This window comes from Cryobacterium sp. AP27, assembly GCF_056680495.1.
Genome location: NZ_CM155285.1, coordinates 1174173 through 1192399, shown reverse-complemented (window position 1 = coordinate 1192399; position 18227 = coordinate 1174173). Strand labels below are relative to the sequence as shown.

16 protein-coding genes are annotated in these 18227 nt (G+C 66.9%); 7 read left to right on the top strand and 9 right to left on the bottom strand.

Features of this window, described 5'->3' with window-relative positions; genetic code table 11:
• Positions 1–50: 50 nt before the first annotated feature.
• Positions 51–1142, top strand: a complete 1092-nt coding sequence (locus tag AC1MB9_RS05625; RefSeq protein WP_479964053.1) for a carboxylate-amine ligase — start codon at positions 51–53, stop codon at positions 1140–1142.
• 30 nt (positions 1143–1172) lie between these two features.
• Here AC1MB9_RS05625 and AC1MB9_RS05620 read toward each other — a convergent pair whose 3' ends face one another.
• Together AC1MB9_RS05620 and AC1MB9_RS05615 are read right to left on the bottom strand one after the other, a co-directional pair.
• On the bottom strand, positions 1173–2846 hold the full coding sequence (locus AC1MB9_RS05620) for an alkaline phosphatase D family protein (protein ID WP_479964052.1): 1674 nt from the start codon (positions 2844–2846) through the stop codon (positions 1173–1175).
• A 48-nt stretch (positions 2847–2894) separates the two neighbouring features.
• The gene (locus tag AC1MB9_RS05615) at positions 2895–4445 is read right to left on the bottom strand and encodes a flotillin family protein (protein ID WP_479964051.1); all 1551 of its coding nucleotides are present in this window, start codon (positions 4443–4445) and stop codon (positions 2895–2897) included.
• Positions 4446–4691: 246 nt separating this feature from the next.
• Here AC1MB9_RS05615 and AC1MB9_RS05610 point away from each other — a divergent pair, with 246 nt between their 5' ends.
• Together AC1MB9_RS05610 and AC1MB9_RS05605 are read left to right on the top strand one after the other, a co-directional pair.
• Positions 4692–5447 (top strand): AfsR/SARP family transcriptional regulator, encoded by a 756-nt coding sequence (locus tag AC1MB9_RS05610; RefSeq protein ID WP_479964050.1) that lies wholly within the window; start codon positions 4692–4694, stop codon positions 5445–5447.
• Between the two features lie 103 nt (positions 5448–5550).
• Positions 5551–6327, top strand: a complete 777-nt coding sequence (locus tag AC1MB9_RS05605) for an enoyl-CoA hydratase (protein ID WP_479964049.1) — start codon at positions 5551–5553, stop codon at positions 6325–6327.
• Between the two features lie 13 nt (positions 6328–6340).
• Here AC1MB9_RS05605 and AC1MB9_RS05600 read toward each other — a convergent pair whose 3' ends face one another.
• On the bottom strand, positions 6341–6946 hold the full coding sequence (locus AC1MB9_RS05600; protein ID WP_479964048.1) for a TetR/AcrR family transcriptional regulator: 606 nt from the start codon (positions 6944–6946) through the stop codon (positions 6341–6343).
• Between the two features lie 86 nt (positions 6947–7032).
• Here AC1MB9_RS05600 and AC1MB9_RS05595 point away from each other — a divergent pair, with 86 nt between their 5' ends.
• Complete coding sequence (locus AC1MB9_RS05595) at positions 7033–8271, top strand: acyl-CoA dehydrogenase family protein (protein ID WP_479964047.1); 1239 nt, start codon at positions 7033–7035, stop codon at positions 8269–8271.
• Positions 8272–8276: 5 nt separating this feature from the next.
• Here AC1MB9_RS05595 and AC1MB9_RS05590 read toward each other — a convergent pair whose 3' ends face one another.
• Entirely contained in the window at positions 8277–9113 is an 837-nt protein-coding gene (locus tag AC1MB9_RS05590) for an amino acid-binding protein (RefSeq protein ID WP_479964046.1), read from the bottom strand.
• 161 nt (positions 9114–9274) lie between these two features.
• Between AC1MB9_RS05590 and AC1MB9_RS05585 the strand changes: the two genes are divergently transcribed.
• Complete coding sequence (locus AC1MB9_RS05585) at positions 9275–10816, top strand: maltokinase N-terminal cap-like domain-containing protein (RefSeq protein ID WP_479964045.1); 1542 nt, start codon at positions 9275–9277, stop codon at positions 10814–10816.
• Between the two features lie 107 nt (positions 10817–10923).
• Here AC1MB9_RS05585 and AC1MB9_RS05580 read toward each other — a convergent pair whose 3' ends face one another.
• Genes AC1MB9_RS05580 through AC1MB9_RS05570 form a run of 3 tightly spaced genes read right to left on the bottom strand, consistent with a single transcriptional unit; the run spans position 10924 to position 13869 of the window.
• Positions 10924–11391 carry a VOC family protein gene (locus AC1MB9_RS05580; RefSeq protein ID WP_479964044.1) on the bottom strand — a complete coding sequence of 156 codons (468 nt, stop codon included), beginning with the start codon at positions 11389–11391 and terminating at the stop codon, positions 10924–10926.
• 38 nt (positions 11392–11429) lie between these two features.
• On the bottom strand, positions 11430–13478 hold the full coding sequence (locus AC1MB9_RS05575) for a hemopexin repeat-containing protein (protein ID WP_479964043.1): 2049 nt from the start codon (positions 13476–13478) through the stop codon (positions 11430–11432).
• Entirely contained in the window at positions 13471–13869 is a 399-nt protein-coding gene (locus AC1MB9_RS05570; RefSeq protein WP_479964042.1) for a hypothetical protein, read from the bottom strand. Before AC1MB9_RS05570 ends, AC1MB9_RS05575 begins: the two co-directional genes overlap by 8 nt.
• A gap of 101 nt (positions 13870–13970) precedes the next feature.
• On the opposite strand from AC1MB9_RS05570, the gene AC1MB9_RS05565 reads away from it, so the two are divergent.
• Positions 13971–15353, top strand: a complete 1383-nt coding sequence (locus AC1MB9_RS05565; RefSeq protein WP_479964041.1) for an ATP-grasp domain-containing protein — start codon at positions 13971–13973, stop codon at positions 15351–15353.
• A gap of 30 nt (positions 15354–15383) precedes the next feature.
• Positions 15384–15704 (top strand): hypothetical protein, encoded by a 321-nt coding sequence (locus AC1MB9_RS05560; protein WP_479964040.1) that lies wholly within the window; start codon positions 15384–15386, stop codon positions 15702–15704.
• A 113-nt stretch (positions 15705–15817) separates the two neighbouring features.
• Here AC1MB9_RS05560 and AC1MB9_RS05555 read toward each other — a convergent pair whose 3' ends face one another.
• Both AC1MB9_RS05555 and AC1MB9_RS05550 read right to left on the bottom strand, forming a co-directional pair.
• Positions 15818–17080: an allantoate amidohydrolase gene (locus tag AC1MB9_RS05555; RefSeq protein WP_479964039.1), complete on the bottom strand. Its 1263-nt coding sequence runs from the start codon at positions 17078–17080 to the stop codon at positions 15818–15820.
• 15 nt (positions 17081–17095) lie between these two features.
• Positions 17096–18214 (bottom strand): FAD-dependent oxidoreductase, encoded by a 1119-nt coding sequence (locus tag AC1MB9_RS05550; RefSeq protein ID WP_479964038.1) that lies wholly within the window; start codon positions 18212–18214, stop codon positions 17096–17098.
• Positions 18215–18227 lie beyond the last annotated feature (13 nt).

Here is an 18227-nt window from a genome sequence, read left to right as displayed (position 1 = left end):
CACGGCCAGACCGGAATCGGCTAGCATCCGAGCAACGATGAGGAGCACTGATGCGCACATTCGGCACGGAAGAAGAATTCATGTTCCTCGACCGTTCCACCCTGCGCCCGCGGAACATCAGCGCGGCCGTGCAAACCCTGCTTCATGAGGGGTCGGCGCCGGAACTCGCTCACGCGGAGTTCCTCACCTCGCAGATCGAGCATTCCAGCCGGGTCTTCGTCGATCTCCAGGAGGCCGAGACGAACCTGCTGTCGTTTCGCTCGCGGCTGGCCGATGCGGCGGCGTCTCGCGGCGCACTCGCGGCCGGTGTCGGCGCGCCCTTTCAGGGAGCGGAGTCGCCGGAGGTGACGGACACGGCCCGGTACCGCCGCGTGGAGGCCGAGTTCCGCGGCCTCATCCCGGAGCATCTCATCAACGGCCTGCATGTGCACGTGGGGATTCCGACCCGGGAAGCGGGCGTCGCCGCGCTCAACCGTGTGCGGGTGTGGCTTCCGGTGTTGCTGGCCATGTCGGCCAATTCCCCGTTCTGGAAGGGCCGCGACACCGGTTTTGCCACGTGGCGGGGCATCCATGCGCGACGCTGGTCAACGACCGGCTGCCCGCCGTACTTCACGGACGTTGCCGACTACGACCGGCGTACCGCGAACCTGGTCGGTGTCGGAGGAACGTCTGACCTGCACACGATCTGGTGGGGTGCGCGCCTGGCCGAGAAGTATCCCACCGTCGAGATCCGCGTGTGCGATGCCCAGCTCGACACGCGCAGCACCCTGCTTCTGACGGCGCTCACCCGGGCGTTGGTGTCCACAGCTCTCGCGGATGCCGACCGGGGCGCCGCTCCCCCATACCTGCAGCCGGAACTCCTCGACGCCTCCCTCTGGCATGCCGCGCGCGACGGCGTGCAGGCGAACCTGCTCAACCCGATCACGGGCGAGCTCGCCCCGGCCCGCACGGTGGTCGCCGGGATGGTCGCGACGGTCTCCGACGCCCTCGCGGAGGCCGGCGACGCCGACAGGGCGAGCGACCTGCTGGATCGATTCTGGCGTCTCGGTACCGGCGCCGAGCGCCAGCGTGCCGCGCTCGCCGCCGGCGGCACCGATGCTATCGCCACCCTCCTGCGCGATGCCGTCAGTGCTGCTGACTAACGCGCCGCCGATCAGCGCGCCGCCGATCGGTTAGCGGCGGCGGCCGACCGTGATGGCTGCGATCTCCCGCATCCGCGGGTGCTGGAGGTCACCGTTGTCCACGACCCCCTTCATCCACCAGAGCCGCAGACCCTCTGGTGTGACCGCCAGGGTTGCGAGGCAATTGTCGAACCATGGTCCCTTCAACCCGGTCCAGGTGAACGGCGGCGGGGCAACCCGCGCCGAGCGGGCCAGTCGACCGCTCGGCCGATTCGCGATTCCGTAGGCGATGATCGCCGCAAACGAGCGCATGGCCATCGGCAACGGGTTGCGGATCGGTGAGCAGACGGCCTGGATGATGCGGCTCCCCGACGCGCGATCGACTTCGGCCGCGTAGGAGAAATGCACGTCTCCCGACAGGAACACAATCGACTCCGGTGCCGAGCCCCGCCTGCCGTCGGCAACCGCGGTGGCCATCCCCGCCACCGCGCGGAAGCTCTTCTGGAACGCACCCCAATGCTCAAGGTCCAGGGCCTGGCGCAGCTTCTCCCCGATTCGGGCCGCGCGGGTGCCCCACGCGCCCTCGGAAATCGCTTCGTCCCACGCTTCCATGTTGTGCAGGCCGGTGGGGAGCAGGAACGGGAGCGACGTCGCCACGAGGACGTGGCGAATACCACCGCGCAGGCGGTGGTCGAACCACGCGGTCTCCGAGTCGTCCAGCAGCGCGCGCCGGCCGGGCTCGAGCACCCGGGCCGCCCGCGAATCGAGCACGATCAGTCTGGTGTCGCCCACGTCGCGGCAGTAGCTCCATCGGTAGCTGGTCGATTCGCGGTCGCAGCGCTCGGCGAATGCGTCGAGCGCTGCTGTCAGGTCGAGTTCGACGCCGCCCGAGTCATCCGCGTCCCTGGCCTCGATCTGTTGCCAGATTTCATCGCCGGCCCGCTCGCTCGGGGATAGGTTGCCGAGGTGCTGGTACACCCAGTACGACCCGAGTCCGGACACGATGCGCCCCTTCCACCACGTCGTCTTCTCCATCTCTTGCTTCCAGCTCAGGGAGGCGTTCCAGTCGTCGCGAATATCGTGGTCGTCGAAGATCATGGCCGTCGGCACGGTCGAGAGCAGCCAGCGGTTCGCCGGGTCCGACCAGGCGAGGCTGTACAGATGCGCGTATTCCTCGAAGTCGGCCAGCTCGGTGCCCGGTGATCTGGTCACGTCACGCCGGGCACGGATGAAGTCCTGCATGGCCTCGCTCGTGACGTCGGCGTAGACCTGATCACCGAGAAAGAGGATCAGGTCGGGCCACGCGAGGCTCCCGTCCTGTTGGGCCATGTGCAGGGCGTAGGCGCGGAGGGCGTCCACCCCGTGTGTTCGATTGTTCTCCGTGTCGTGCGGAACGCTCGTGCGGCATGATCCGAACGACATGCGCAGCGGCGTCTCGTCCGAGAGCGTGGCAATGACGGATGCCGGAAAGGTCGAGCCCGCCTGCGGCCAGACCTCGGCGCCGTCGATGCTCACCGTGTAGGGCGTGGTACTGCCCGGCTGGAGACCTTCCACCGCGATCAGTGCGTAGTGGTGTCCGTGCACCGCGAAGGTGCGGGCAGACCAGGAGGCCTCACCCGCGGTCACGGTAACCCGGGCGCACTGGAGCGTCTCGACCCAGATACTCGCAGACACCTCGTCGACATGCCTCAGCATGGGGCCCAGCACAAGTGGCGATTGTGGCATGCCCACATGCTCGCAGCTGCCGGGCGGCAGCACCACCCGGCCGAGCTGTTAGTTCTGCAGCCCGTTCACAAAACCCGCGGCGGCGTGCCGCGCGGCATCGGCGGCGGCGGTTCCGGCGGCGGCACCCGCCCCGGCGGCGACCGCGTCCAGGTCTGCGTCCGGAACTGCGCCCCCGGTGGACTCGTCGTCATCGTCCGACGGCACGTCGTCGACCGGGGCCGTCGCCTTCTGCTGCGTCTTGGCCAGGGCGGCGCCCGCCGCGGTTCCCCCTACGAGACCGGTCAGCAGATCCTTGATGCCGACGCCCATGGTGGAGGAGAGTACGGCGTCGACCTCGGAGAAGCCGGAGGCCACATTCTTGCTCAGCTGGCTTGCCCCATCCGTGGAGATCACCGTCAACTGATCGATGTTGCTCATCGGCGCGGCGAGTTCGTGCGCGATCTTGGGCAGCATCTCCACGAGACGCAGCTGGATCAGGGCTTCGGACTGCTGGGCGACGGCCTCGGCGGACAGCCGCGTTGCGGTGGCCTCGGCGGTGCCTCTGGCCAGAATGGCGTCGGCTTCCGCCTGGCCCTCTGCCCTGGTGGCGTCCGCGTTGGCGACGCGGCTGTCCCGGTCTGCGGTCGCGGCGGCGACGGATGCCTCGGCGGCGGCCAGGGCCGTCACCCGAATCCGGTAGGCATCCGCGTCGGCGATCGCGTTCACTTCGGATTCCAGCTCTGCCTTGCGCAGGCTGGCGCGACGCTGTGCAGTGAGTTCCTGCTCCTGCACAATGGCCTGCTGCGCCTTCGCCTCGGCCAGCGGCTTCGACGCCGCGGCCTCGGCGGCGGCCTTGTCAGTGTCGAGCTGCAACGCGGCCTTGCGCAGGGCAAGTGTGTTCTGAGCTTCGGCAATGGCCTGCTCGGCGGTGATCAAGGCTTCCTGAGACTCGCGGTTCGCGAAATGCTCAGCGACTTCGGCCTGACGACGCACCTTTGCCTGTTCGGCACGGCCGATGTCCTTGATGTAGTCGTTCTCGTCGGTGATCCCCTTGATCTCGAAGGAGTCAACGTCCAGGCCCTGGTTGGCGAGCGATTCGCGAGCAGTGGCCAATACCGAGCTGCCGAGTTCGTCGCGCTTTTGAATGACGGTCATGACGTCGGTCGCGCCGATCGACGAGCGCAGCGAACCACTCAGAACCTCTTGCGCGAAAGCATCGATGTTCTTGTCCTGGCCGAGGAACCGCTGGGCGGCGGCGCGAATCGCGGCGGGGTCATCGCCGACCTTGACGATGGCAACGGCTTCGACGGAGAGCGTGATGCCATTGCGGTCCTGCGCGACGGCGGTGATTTCGATCGCCCGGCTGCGCAGACTGATCTTGAAGGCCTTCTGAAAGAACGGGGTGATGAAGACGCCCTGGCCGTGCACGACCCGTTGCCCCGATTCCTCGAGGGTCGCCCCGTCGACGATCGTCTTCCGGGACTTCTTGCCCGTGATGATGAGGGCCTCATCCGGCCCCGCGTTCTTGTAGATGGTGCGCGCATAGATTAGGGCGACCACCAGAATCACCACAACCGTGACGATGATCCCGGGAATCGGGCCGAACAGGAAATCGAGCATGGCAGTCCTTCCGGCGCCGAAGCGCAAGGATGTGGCCCCGCGGCCGGTCGCCGCGGGCGCCTAGTACCCGATCAGTCTCGCAGAGATGCGTCCTGTCTGCCCCCCGCGGCGGAACGTGCGCAAATCGCGTGGGAGAGCGCATTGACAAGTCATGGAGGTGTGGCCATTCTGGCGGTAGAACGCGTGTGTTGTTGGATAGAAGTCGCCAGAGGCTTCTACTCGGCAGGTCATACCAGGAGGGCGACAATGCCGACTATTGTTCCCCGGTGGGATCTCACCCTGCTCGGGTACTGGCAGTTGAAACGAAACGACGAACCGGTTGACGTCGGCGCCAGGCAGAAGCGCGTCATCACGTCGCTGGCGCTGCTGGGCGTTCGGCCGCGTCATTTCATTGCCACGCTGCTCTGGCCGGACGGGTCCGAGACGCAGGCCGCCGGGAACCTGCGCGCGAGCATCTTTCGCATTACCCACGAGCTCCCCTGCCTGATCCGCACCACGGAACCGTTGCGGTTGGAGGAACACGTCGCCGTCGACGTGCATCGATTGCGACAAACGATCGGTGCCCTGATCGACTCCTCGGAACCCGGCGTCCCCCGCACCACGATCGACCTGCTGCGTACGACCGAGCTGCTTCCGGGGTGGTACGAAGACTGGGTCGTGTGTGAGCAGGAATTGCTTCAACATGAGCGCGTGGACGCCCTGGAGATCCTGGCCCGACGCTATCTGGCCGAGGGAGACACCTCGCACGCCATCGTTGCTGCACGGTCCGCGGCGTCCATCGAACCGCTGCGGGAAAGTCTGCAGTTTCTCCTCGTCCGCGGGTATCTCGCGGCCGACAATCGCGCCTCCGCGCTGAGTGCATACCGCGACTTCTGTCTGCGCCTCCGCCGCGAACTCGGCATGTCCCCCTCATCCCGTTTCGACGACATGCTCAGATCCGAACTCGCCCGCCCGGCGCCCCCGCGCGCCGCGTCCGGGCACGTGACAGCCCTGAAGGCGTGAACGCACGGACCTAGAGATTCCTAGGACTTCCTAGTACATTGGGGACACAACGTCGGCAGAGTCGCGCCGGCATGACGGCACCTTCCGAGGGGACACACACCAGATGAGCACCTACGACAACATTCTGCTGGAACGCCGCGGCCGTGTGGGATTGATCACCCTCAACCGCCCCGAGGCGCTCAACGCACTCAACGAGGCCCTCATGCGCGACGTGGTTGCCGCGGCAACCGAATTGGATCGAGACCCGGAAATCGGAGCCATCGTGATCACCGGGTCGGAGCGAGCCTTCGCCGCGGGGGCGGACATCAAGGAGATGGCCCCGCAGTCGTACATGGACATGTATGCCGCCGACTGGTTCGCCGGATGGGGCTCCCTTGCCGCCGTGCGCACCCCGGTCATCGCGGCCGTCGCCGGCCACGCGCTCGGTGGCGGTTGCGAACTCGCCATGATCTGCGACTTCATTATCGCGGCCGACACCGCCAAGTTCGGCCAGCCCGAAATCAAGCTGGGCGTCATCCCCGGGATCGGCGGATCACAGCGGCTGACCCGCGCCGTCGGCAAGGCCAAGGCAATGGAACTCATCCTGACGGGCCGCACGATGGGCGCAGAGGAAGCCGAGCGCTCAGGCCTCGTTGCCCGAGTCGTACCGGCCGCCGATCTGCTCACGGACGCCCTCACGACGGCGACAGCGATCGCATCGCGCTCGCTGCCGATTGCGATGCTCGCCAAGGAAGCCGTGAACGCGGCCTTCGAAACGACGCTCGCGGAGGGTGTCCGCTTTGAGCGTCGGCTCTTCCACTCGACCTTCGCGACGGACGACCAGAAAGAGGGCATGGCGGCATTCGTCGAGAAGCGCAGCCCCGTCTTCACCAACCGGTAGGACCCACCGCCGGCTACCGCGTCGGAACACGAATGCCGTTGACGACGAGGTCCGCGAGCTCGTCGTAGGCCTGTGCGGCGGTCAGTCCGGTGCTGTCCGAAATGTGCTGCTGCTGAATACGCACCATCACGGCGGACACGGCCTCGGCGATGAAGGCCGCCGAAACTTCGCGGAACGCACCGACGCGTACGCCGTCGCTGATGAGGTCGTGCACGCGCGCCGCGGCGAACTGCGTGTTGCGCTCGTAGATGGCGTTTGCCGGCGGGAATGCGGCCACATCGTCGATGAAAGCAGCGGACGCCGGCCGCAGTTCGTCGCCGACGGCGCGCAGGTAGGCGGCAATGCGGTCGGTGGGGTCGAGCGTGCCGTCGAGCTTGCGCTCTACGCGGTCGGCAGCGCCGCGAAAGAAGAACACCACGGCCTTTTGAACGAGTTGCTCGCGGCTGCTCGCGAGGGAGTAGATCGTCGACTTGCTGCAGTGCAGGCGCTGGGCGGCCGCGGCCAGGGTCACATCGGAGAACCCCTCCCGCAGAAACAGGTCAACGAGTTGTCCGAACAGCTCGTCCTGGCGCGCTGACCACCGCTCACGGGGACGCCGGGCGACGGTGGGAAGAGTCATGGCCGAATCCTGTCTGGTGATACATGTGGTGTACGCTCGTACACGAAATCGTACCAGCGATTTGCGCGAGGTAACCGAGGTAACCAATGACGTTCCGATCCCCTGCCGCCACCACACTGCCGTTCCCAACGCACGTACCGGCCGGCGTCGACCCCGTGGGTGCCGATGTCCCGTACCCCACCGCCGACCTGGTCTTCATCACCGACCTGCTCTCCGCGGCCGAACGCGACCGCCTCGCCCGCGCCCGGGAGTTCTTCCAGTCGGAGGTTCGCCCGCTGGCCGTTGATTTCTGGAATCGCGCCGAATTTCCCTTCGAGCTGCTGCCCAAGTTGGCCGCGCAGAACCTGAGCGGGATCGGGGATGACGAGACCACCCCCCTGCTCGCCGGCCTGCTGCAGATGGAACTCACTCGCGCCGACACCTCGATCTCCACCTTCTTCGGCGTGCACCACGAACTCTTCGCGGCGTCCATCGAGCAGCTCGGGTCCGAGGAGCAGCGCGAACGCCTACTGCCCGACCTGCTCGCACTGCGCAAGATCGGAGCCTTCGCACTTACGGAGCCCCTGCACGGCTCCGATATTTCCCGCGAAATGGAGACCACGGCCACCGCAGACGGCGACGTCTGGGTGTTGAACGGCCACAAGCGCTGGATCGGGAACGCGGCCATGGCCGACTATGTGCTGGTGTGGGCGCGTGATACCGCCGACAATCAGATCAAGGGCTTCATCGTGGAGAAGGAACGACCCGGCTTTTCCACGAGCACCATTGAACACAAGATTGCGGTGCGGATCGTCCAAAACGCCAACATCACCCTCGACAACGTGCGTATCCCCGCCGGCAACCGGCTGCCGGGAACCAACAGCTTTCGCGACACGAACGTGCTGCTGCGCAACTCCCGGGTCTGGGTGTCGTGGCAGGCCGTCGGGCAGCAGTTCGCCGCGTTCGACGTGGCCCGCGCGTACGCGCTGGAACGTCATCAGTTCGGGCAGCCGATAGCGTCGTTCCAGCTCATCCAGGAACAGCTCTCGCGGATGATCGGCAACGCCACCCTCTGCCTGACGCTCATGGTGCAACTCGCCCGCCTCCAGGAATCGGGTCGCCTGACCATGGATCAGGCCGCCCTCGCGAAATCGACCTGCACCACGCGGATGCGCGAAACAGTGTCCCTCGGGCGCGGCATCCTCGGCGGAAACGGAATCAGCACCGATTTCGAGATGGCGAAGATCTTTGCCGACGCCGAGGCGATCTATTCGTACGAGGGAAGCTACGAAATCAACGCTCTCCTCGTCGGTCGTGCCGTCACCGGCATCTCCGCGATCGCCTGACCCGGCTACGACGTGGCTTCGGGCCGCGCCTGACCGGTTACTTCGACGACCTCGGCCAGCTCGGCCAGGTGATGAGCGCGCGACGCCTCGGCGGGTGTGAACGGGTCGCCCGGACGGGAAAAATACAGCGGCTCGTTCCACGCCCGCGGAATCTTCAGAACGGTGTCGTCGACCGGGCCCACCGGCGCGGTTATCATTCGCGCCGAGAGGAGTTCCGCCGTCGCCGCGGCCAGTTCGCCCGGGTTCCCGGCGACCCGGGCCGCCAGGCCCAGCGCCTTCGTCTGCCCATCGGTGAGGGCCAGCGGCGACGTCGGCAACACCCGGGTCGAGCGGCCGCCACTGGCCACGAGGCTCGCGAGCAGGGCGTCGTCGGTGAGCTCTCCCGGCGCGCTCAGCACAAATTCGTCGAGGACGCCGCCGTCCACCGGATGCACATGGATGCTCAGAATATTCACGTCGAGTCGCTTGAAGCCGCGGGTGACCCGCTCAAGCGCTCCGCTCTCATCGGGAAGCACCGTACGCACCCGCCACAATGCCGGCGAATCGTGCAGGGTCGATCGTCGAAGCAGTGCCGGGGCGTGCAGCCACCGTCGGAGCAGTCGCCGCGCTCCAGGTTCCGCGACCCAGATCACCAGGGTTGTGGCCGTGAGGGCGAGAACAAGCACCTTGGCCACATACGGCAGCTCGGTGTGCACAACGACGGCGTGCACCACCAGCTCGATCGGGAGGATCGTGACAACGTCCGCGACGGTCTGGCGGGTCTTGGACGCCTCCGGCAGCTGTCCGCAGTCATCGCAGCGCAGCTCGGCGGTCGCCAACCTCGGTCGTCTCGATCTCGTCATTCTCTGAGTCTGCGGACCCAACGTTTCGCGCACATTGCGTGCAGGTCACGAGCCCGCGAAGTGTGGTCCGGCGTATGAAACGTGTGGTCCGGCGTGTGAACGGAGTGGAACCGCGAGCACGAACACTGTGATTCGGTCGCGTGCGCGCGTACGCTGGCCGCATGACTGACCAGGAGCGTACACAGCGCAGGGCTCACGACGCGGACGTCTTCACCGCGGAGCTGCCCGACTTTCTGAGCCGTTGGGTGGCCGCGCAGCGTTGGTTTCCGTCGAGGGATGTCCCTCCCGCCCTGAGTCTCGTCGGGCAGTGGACGCTGGCCTCACCCGATCTGGGGGTCCGGCTGCGCACGCTGCTCGTTCGAGACGATTCCCGCCCGGGCTCCGGGGTCTATCAGATTCCCGTCAGCGAGCGTGTGGCACGCGCGCCGCAACTGGAAGCCGCCCTCATCGCCGTGGTCGGCGAGGCGAACGGGCCGGCGCGCTTCGTCTACGACGGCACCCATGACACCCTGTGGGTGGGCGCCCTGCTCCGCTTCATCGTCGACCGGGGCGGCTACCCCGAGCAGCTGGAGTCCTCGTCCGCGACCATCGCGCACGGCCTGCCGATCCACGCCGGTCATCCCGCTTCGTCCCTTGCGACACGAGCGGCCTCCCGCCCCGTGCTCTCGAGCAGAGTGCTGAGCGGAGAACAATCGAACACGTCGATCATCTGCGACCTGGGCGGGGAGGCCGGGTCGGTTCCGCCCGTCATCTGCAAGGTCTTCCGGGCGATCCAGCATGGGCAGAATCCGGACGTCGTCGTGCAAACCGCGCTCGCGGAGGCCGGATCGCGCTACATTCCCGAACCGCTCGGTTCCGTGGCCGGTGAATGGGACGATCCCGACCGGCCGGACGGACGCGCCACCGGTCATCTTGCCTTCGTGCAGGAATTCATCCCGGATGCTGCGGATGCGTGGCGCACTGCTCTGATCGCGGCCGATGCGGGCGACGATTTCAGCGAGCCGGCTCGACGCCTCGGACACGCGACGGCCGAGGTGCACAGCGAACTCGCTGCGGCGATGCCGACCCTCGACGCCACCCCGCACGTGATGGTCACCATGGTGACCGCGATGCTGGATCGGTTCCGTCAGGCCGCTGTCGAGGTCCCCGCGCTCCTGAACGTGCGCCCCGAGGTTGAACGCATCTTTGCGCGGGCCCTGACGGTCCCGTGGCCCCGGCTTCAGCACATCCATGGAGACTTCCACCTGGGGCAGGTCCTGGACGCTCCCGGGCGCGGGTGGATTCTGCTGGACTTCGAGGGAGAGCCGCTGCGGGCCGTCAGCGACCGCGACCGGCCGGACGAGCCGATTCGCGACGTGGCGGGTATGCTGCGGTCTTTCGACTACGTCGCCGGAACGGTCATGCATGCGCACCCGCACCGGGACCCCGCCCACATTGTGGCGTGGGCGCTGGCCTGCCGACAGGCGTTTCTGGAGGGATACGCCCGGGGGACGGAGGGGCCAGGGGCAGGGGCACATCTCTCCCCCGCTGAGTCTGACAGCAGCGGCGAGAACACCGCGCTCCTCGACGCGTTCGAACTGGACAAGGCCATTTACGAGACGGTCTACGAGACACGCAACCGCCCGGACTGGCTGCCCCTGCCCCTGGCGGCGGTGCAGCGCCTCGCAAGCGCCGACAAACGCAGCCATAACGATCACGACTAGCCGACGTTCAGGCAACGGGACGGACCCGGCGTCGCCGACACCGGGTCCGTCCCGATAGCAGTGACGCCGGGCCACCCACCCGCAGGGCGTCGCGACTTTCGGGTCGACTAGGAATCATCGGCGGTCGAACGCGGCACCGCCTCGTCCGAGATGGTCTCGGCGGTCGTCGGCGCCGCGATGTTCACGAGCCAGTTCACGCCGAACCTGTCACGCAGCATGCCGAATTGGTCGTTCCATGGTGACGGGGACAGCGGCATCACCACGTTTCCTCCCGCGGCGAGTCCATTCCAGTAGCCGCGCAACTCCGCTTCGTCATCGCCGCTGAGCGACACAGAGATGTTGTCTCCGACCGTGTACGGCATGGCGTTCGGGACATCGGCGGCCATCAGGGTGAGGCCCGTGTCCGTGACCAGCATCGAGTGCATGATCTTGTCGTTCTCTGCGGGGTCGTCACTCACCTGGAACTCGGCGAACGTGCTCCGGGTCAGCGTGCCCCCGAAGACGGAGGTGTAGAAGTCCATGACCTCCCTGGCATTGTCGCGAAAGCTGAGGTACGGGTTGAGAGTGGTGCTCATTGTCATCTCCTGCGGTGGTGTTGTGGGCTTGATTAATGTCAGTCGGTGTCTCTGCTCTGCTGTGCTGCCTCCCTCACCTCCGCAACCCGCTCATCGGCCCGATCATGCAACAGGGGCGCCGTCGGGAACGGCATCCAATTGATGTTGATCTGGTTCGGGTATCCGGGGTCCACGTTCCACCCGTTGTTCGGGTCGACGCGAATGTAGCCCGTTGCCTTGAAGAAGTACATCTTCGTATTCGAGTCGCCCCAGACTGCGGCATCCACCCCGGCCGCGTAGGACGGGCCGAAGCCCGGCCAGTTGCCCGCGATCGGTTTCGGATACCCGGCCTCGACCGCCCACCCCGCGGCCGGATCGACACGCACGTACTGGCTGCCCTTGAAGAAGTAAATCTTCTGGGTGGTCTTGCTCCACACCGCGGCGTCGACTCCGGCGGCGAACGTGGCCGGGAAACCCGGCCAATTGCCCGCGATCGGTTTCGGATACCCGGCCTCGACCGCCCATCCCGCGGCCGGATCGACACGCAGGTACTGGCTGCCCTTGAAGAAGTACACCTTCTGCGTCGGTCCGCTCCACAGCGCGGCGTCGACTCCCGCGGCAAAGGCTGCGGGGAAGCCCGGCCAGTTGCCGGCGATCCGCTTCGGGTACTCAGGATCCATCGTGTAGCCGGTATAGCGCACGTAGTACTCGTCCGAGAACAGGTACAGCTTGGTGTTGGCGAACGTGTGCACGCCGGCGTCGATACCCGAGAGGAAGGCCTTCCACCCGATGGATGCCTGAGTGAACGGACACAGCACGTTGACGTTGTTGTTCATCAGGCAGGCGGTGGGGTTCACGGCGCACAGCTGGCAGTTGCCGTTGACCTCGGTGAAGAACCCGGTGTGCGAGGAGGTGCACGTGCAGTTCGACGATGTGTACTCGTCGAACGCGCCGAAAATGTGCCCAGTCTCGTGCGAATACACCCGGTCGATCGACGTCCAGTTCAGGAAGGACGACCCGGTTTCCCGCATGACGACCTTGAGCGAGTTCAGCCCGTTCGCGTAGGCAAACCAGGCCGTTGGCATCTTCGTGAAGAAGCCCACGTAGCCGTACTGCGAGCCGGTGGACGCTTTCACCGAATCCACGAGTTGGGTGAACCCGGGTGCGCCCGCCGGAAACCCGAGCAGCGACAGGGCGGGGTCACGCCATTTGTCCTCCGCGTCCCAGCCCAGCCCCACCGGCTTCGGATACCCTGCTTCGACGCTCCAGCCGGCAGCCGGATCCACCCGGATGTAGTCGTTGTAGAAGCGATTGGCGTTGAAGAAGTACACCTTCTGCGTCGTCTCGCTCCACAGCGCCCCATCCACCCCGTCCGCGAAGGAATCGGGGAAACCCGGCCAGTTTCCGGTGATCGGTTTGGGGTAGCCGGCGTCGACGTGCCAGCCATTGCTCGGGTCGACGCGAATGTACGTGTCGTTCTTGAAGAAGTAGATCTTCTGCGTCGTGCCGCTCCACAGCGCGGCATCGACCCCCGCGGCGAAGTCGGCGGGGAATCCGGGCCAGTTGCCCGCAATCTGTTTCGGATACCCCGCGTCCACGCTCCAGCCGTTGGCCGGGTCGACCCGAATGTACTCGCTGCCTTTGAAGAAGTAGATCTGCTGGGTGGTTCCACTCCACAGGGCCGCGTCGATTCCGGACGCGAAGTTGGCGGGGAATCCCGGCCAGTTGCCGGCGATCGGCTTGGGGTAGCCCGCGTCGGCCTTCCATCCGTTGTTCGGGTCGACGCGAATGTACTCGCTGCCCCGGAAGAAGTAGATCTTCTGGTTCGTGCCGCTCCAGAGGGCGTCGTCGATGCGACGGTAGAACGGTTCGCTGAGGCCCGGCCAGTTGGCTCCCTGCCAGGCGGTGAAGGTGGGCAGGGTCACGCTGAGTGAGGAGTAGGACCAGTTGAGCCTGGCCCGGGGTTCGTTGCCGGCCAGCGCCCCGTGACCGCTCTGCACCTCGGCCAGAATATGCGCCTTCTCCGCCGCGGAGATCGCATACTGGCCTGGCCCGGCCACAAACACAATGGCGGCGGCCACGCGGTTGATCATTCGTTCGTTAACCATGGGACTCTCCTCCTGGGATGCAGGGTGCGGTGAACATGAGCTGTTCCTCCGGAGATTCACCCGGAGTCTGACGCGCCTTCTCCTCCTGGTACGCGGCGGAGTTTCGGATGCGCACCGCCTCGAGGAACAGAAGTTCGTTGCTGTCCAGTTCCGGGATCAGTGTGGACACATCGGTGTCGAGAGGCACCACGCGGCCGCCCGGAATATCCTGGGTGATGCGTGCTTCCTGCGGCCCCGACACGTCCAGCAGCACGAGCCGCCCACTGCTGTGCCGGAACGTCGCCCCGGAAGCCAGAACCAAATCCAGGGCGTCAGCCACGGCGCCGCGCTGCCCCCGTTCGGGTTTCTCGTGCGCGACGTCGAGCACGAGCAATTTCGAGTTGTTATCCATATCGGCTGCTCCTTTTCCCTTGACTCCCGAGTCAATCCCAGTGGCCGTTACCGCCGCGTTACCGACGACGGCCCGCACGAGGAACGTCGCTACCATGAACCATGACTGACGGCGGTTTCGGTACTCGCGACGACGTGACTCACCTGGGTACCGTCGTCGGTGACACCGACCGGGGGCGCATCATCGCCCTGACGACATCAGGTGTTTTCGATGATCCGGCGCTTGTGCGGGCGTTCTGGAACCGGGATGCCGCGGACATCGACAGCGGCCTCCAGGGACACCTGTACACGCGACCCGAGGATGTCTTCGTCGTGCGGATACCCCGCGCCGACGACGTCGCCATCTCCCTCCTCGCCGGAGCGCTCGACGTCAATGCGCAGATCTGGGCGGCCGCCACGGGGATACGCCTGAGCTCCTCCCGAAGCAGACTGGTCATGGCGTGCACGGTCGCCCGCTCCGGCACGGGCTCCCTCCCGCGGCACCTCACGTGGCATGTTGGCGCACTGGCCGACGCCGCCGCCCGGCAATTCCATTTTGGGAACGGGGCCCTGCTGGCCTTCGTCCTGGACCGCGCCACGCTGGAACGGCTGCCCCTCGAATCCATCGATGCGGCACTCTCCGAACAGGCCGCCACGACGTCGAGGTTCATGGACAAGAACGAGGCCATGCGGGCGCTGCAGGCCATCGGTGTGCCGGCGGCGGAATCCTGGGGTTTCACGCCGGAGACGTGGCGGCGCGCCGGGCCTCATCTTCTGCCCGCCGACGGACGATACGTCTTCAAACCGTCGGGCGGGGCCGCCGGAATCGGTGTGTTCTTCGATCATGGATCCGGGTCAACGGCACGCGCGATCGCGAACCACGTCGGGGAGCTCCAGGCGACGGGCCGGTTGCCCGGGCGCTTTCAAGTACAACGTTTTCTTCGTGGGACGCCTCACGGTGCTTCGGCGTTTCTGTCCAGGGGCGGCGGTGTAGACATCCTGGAGGCGCACCGGCAGGTGATCGCGTCGGACGGGCGCTGGGTGGGGGCGCGCTGGACGCCGGGCATCCAGTCGGCTCAGTCGCAAGCCGCCGGGAACATTTACGCGCGGTTGGCCGGAACGTACGCGCTGACCGGCCTCGTCGGCGTGGACATGATTGCGGGCGCGGTGATCGAGGTCAACCCGCGGCTGACCGCCTCTGCTCCGATCGCCCACCTGCTCCGCCGTGCGGGGGTGATCCGCGAGCACCGCGGACCCGGTTTTCGGATGCGCCAACTCGACGTGAACACGTCCGTCGCGGTGCCCTGGGATGCTGTCGCTGACGGTCGACTGCGCGCCCTCATCGACCGTCTCGACGTCGAATTCGGCGTTCTCGCCCTGCCGCAGGGGCTCAACCCGTTCGGCGACTCCCGGTTTGTGTTCATCAACGACGATTCCCGCGGCACCGCCCAAAGGTTCTTTCGTCGACGCCTGGCCGGGTGGTCGTCCGGCGAGGTGCCACGCTGAGGTGCAGCGGGCGTGGCTACAGTGAGTTGCATGACCCTAAAAGCAATTGAGCCGCCCGCCCGCACGTTTCGCTGGTGGCTCAGCAACGAGGAGGTCGGCCGGACGCTGGCCCACCACCGCGGCTGGCGGCTCTCCGACCGGGGCGCCGTCGTCGCCGGCAAGGTGCTGCGCAAGTCGATTGCGCCCTCGTTAGAGATGCTCGGAACCGCGGCCCTGGCTTCGGGCTGGACCATGCGGGCAGCGGTTCCGCGCAGCGACGGGAGCGGCCCGACGCATTTCATGTGGGGCGTCTTCGATGCCAGGTCGGATGCCGACATCGCCGAGCAGGTGAAGGCCATCGCCGCGCAGTAACGCACCCGCGTCGCCGTGGAGCGATCGGCGGCCCGGACATCGTCGAAACTCAGCTGGACCCGAAGGAGTTCTACGCGTCCTATGCGAACGCTGCCAGGGCCGCGTGCCGTCGCCTACTCGACGAGGAGTCCCTGGAGGACGTCCGCCAGCCTCTCCGCGCCGAGTTGTGCGTCGAGGTCGGTGGTGTACTCCTCCGGCGAGTGCGAGATGCCCGTCGGGTTGCGCACGAAGAGCATCGCGGTCGGGATGACTGAGGCGAGAACGCCGGCATCGTGGCCTGCTCCGGTGTCGAGGACGGGCGCTTGCGGAAGCATGCTCTCGAGGCGACCGCGCAGGCGAGTGTCGAATCGGGTGGTCGCGCTGAAGGACTCCTCGGTGAGCTGCACCTCGCAGCCCTCCTCGGCGCCGAGCAACTCCAGTGCGCTTCGGATCGACTCGACGAGAGCGAGGGTGACCGTGTCGTCGGGGTGGCGGGCGTCGATCCAGAAGTCGACGCGGGAGGCGATCACGTTCGTCCCCCCGGGGACCGGCTGCAGGCGTCCCACGGTCGCGCGCGCATCCTGAGTTGTGCGCGCGAGGTCGCGGATGGCCTGGATCGCTCGGGCCGCAGCGACCATCGGGTCGTGGCGATCGGGCATCTGCGTTGTACCGGCATGGTTGCCCTCGCCGCGGATGCTCGCACGCCACCGTCCGTGACCGAGGATGCTGGAACCGATCGCGACGGGCGCATCGAGGTCGATCAGGGCGCGCCCCTGTTCGACATGCAGTTCGACGAACGAGTCGAAGGCGCCGATGCCGTCGACGTCGGCGCTGACGGCCCGGGGGTCGAAGCCGTTGCGCGTGAGCACCTCGGCGAAGGTATCGCCGTCTGGATCCTGCAGCGCGAGGGCCCGCTCCGGGGCGATCATGCCGGTCAGCAGGCGCGACCCGAGGCAGGCGATACCAAAGCGGGAGCCCTCTTCCTCGGGAAACGCCGCGACGACGAGCGGCTTGTCCGGTATAAATCCGCGGGCTCGGAGCAAGTCGACGGCGACGAGCGCCGACGCGATGCCGAGCGGGCCGTCGAACGCGCCGCCACCGGGCACTGAGTCGAGATGGCTGCCGGTGAGCACGGCGCCTGTCGTCGTGCGCGAGGGGGTGTGCCACCAGGCGCGGATGGTGCCGACGCCGTCGATCTCGACGTCGAGTCCGCGCTTCGTGGCGTGGGCGATGAACCACTCGCGCAGGTCGAGTTCCGCGTTGGAGAATACGGGGCGTGAGTAGCCGCCACGCAGCGGATCGGTGCCGATGTCGGCGATCTCGGCCAGGAGGCCGGCGACGGTGTCGACGCGGGGGGTGTTCTGGGTTGCGGCGCTGTGTGTGCCGGTGTTCTGCATGGTGGTCCGTATCTGTCAGCGGGCGGCGAGCAGCCCGGGGCGGAAGCGGCTCGGCACCTCTTCGCCGGCGACGAGTGCTGCGGCGAGTTCGCCGATCAGCGGGGCGAATTTGGCGCCGTGTCCCGAGCACGGCGAGAGCACGGTGATGCCCTCCACGCGGTCGATGACGAAGTTCTCATTCGGCGTGTTCGTGAACAGGCAGGTCGTCTCGGCGTACGGCTCGGGCACGAGGCCCGGGAGGTAGTGCTCGACGTAGTCCACGACGCGGCGCCGATTCGCGGGGTCGATGAGCTGGTCGTGCGCAGCGGCCGAGGGGATGCGCTTACCGCCGTTGAACTCGGCGATCTTCTGCCCGCGGTTGTCGGCGTCGCGTCCGCCGGGCAGCCCGTAGACCTGGATTTCGTCCGTCTTGTGGATGAACGACGGCCACGCGAGCTGCGCGTCGCGGTAGGGGAAGTGGTAGGCCTGCTCCTGCCGCACCTCGAGGGACGGGAACGTCTGGACGAAGGCGTCCGGCAGCGCGAGCTCGCCGAGGAGATCGGGCAACCAGCCGCCGGCCGCGACGACGACCTGCTCGGCCTCGAACGCCTCCCCCGTCGCGGTGAGCACGCGGTAGCCGGCCGCGGTCTTCTGCACCCGAGTGACGGGTTGATCACCCAGCACCCGAGCGCCGTGGAGTTGCGCCTGAGCGATCATCGCGCCGACGCTGCGCTCGGCGTCGATGACCCCCGCGCCGGGCTGCCAGAGCACGGTGGTGTCGAAGGCGAAGTCCCAGCGCACTCGCGCAGCATCTGCGGTGAGCAGCTCGTGTGCGACGCCGGCCGCGGCGAGCACCTCGGCGAGTCGTTCCGGATCGCGGGCGTTGCCGTAGTCGACCGCGCCGGTCGGCGTGATCAGTTCGGAACCGTGTGCCGTCGCCAACTCCGACCAGCCGCGTGAGGACTCCACAACGAGATCGACGTAGAAGGGCTCGGGGTACGCGTACCGAAAGATGCGGGCGGATCCATGCGAGCTGCCGAACTCGTTCGCGGGAGAGGTTCGTTCGAGAACGGTCACGTCGTGACCGCGCTGCGCGAGTCGCCACGCGGCGGAGGCTCCAGCGAGGCCGGCGCCGACGATGATGATGCTGGTCATGAGGATAGTCCTG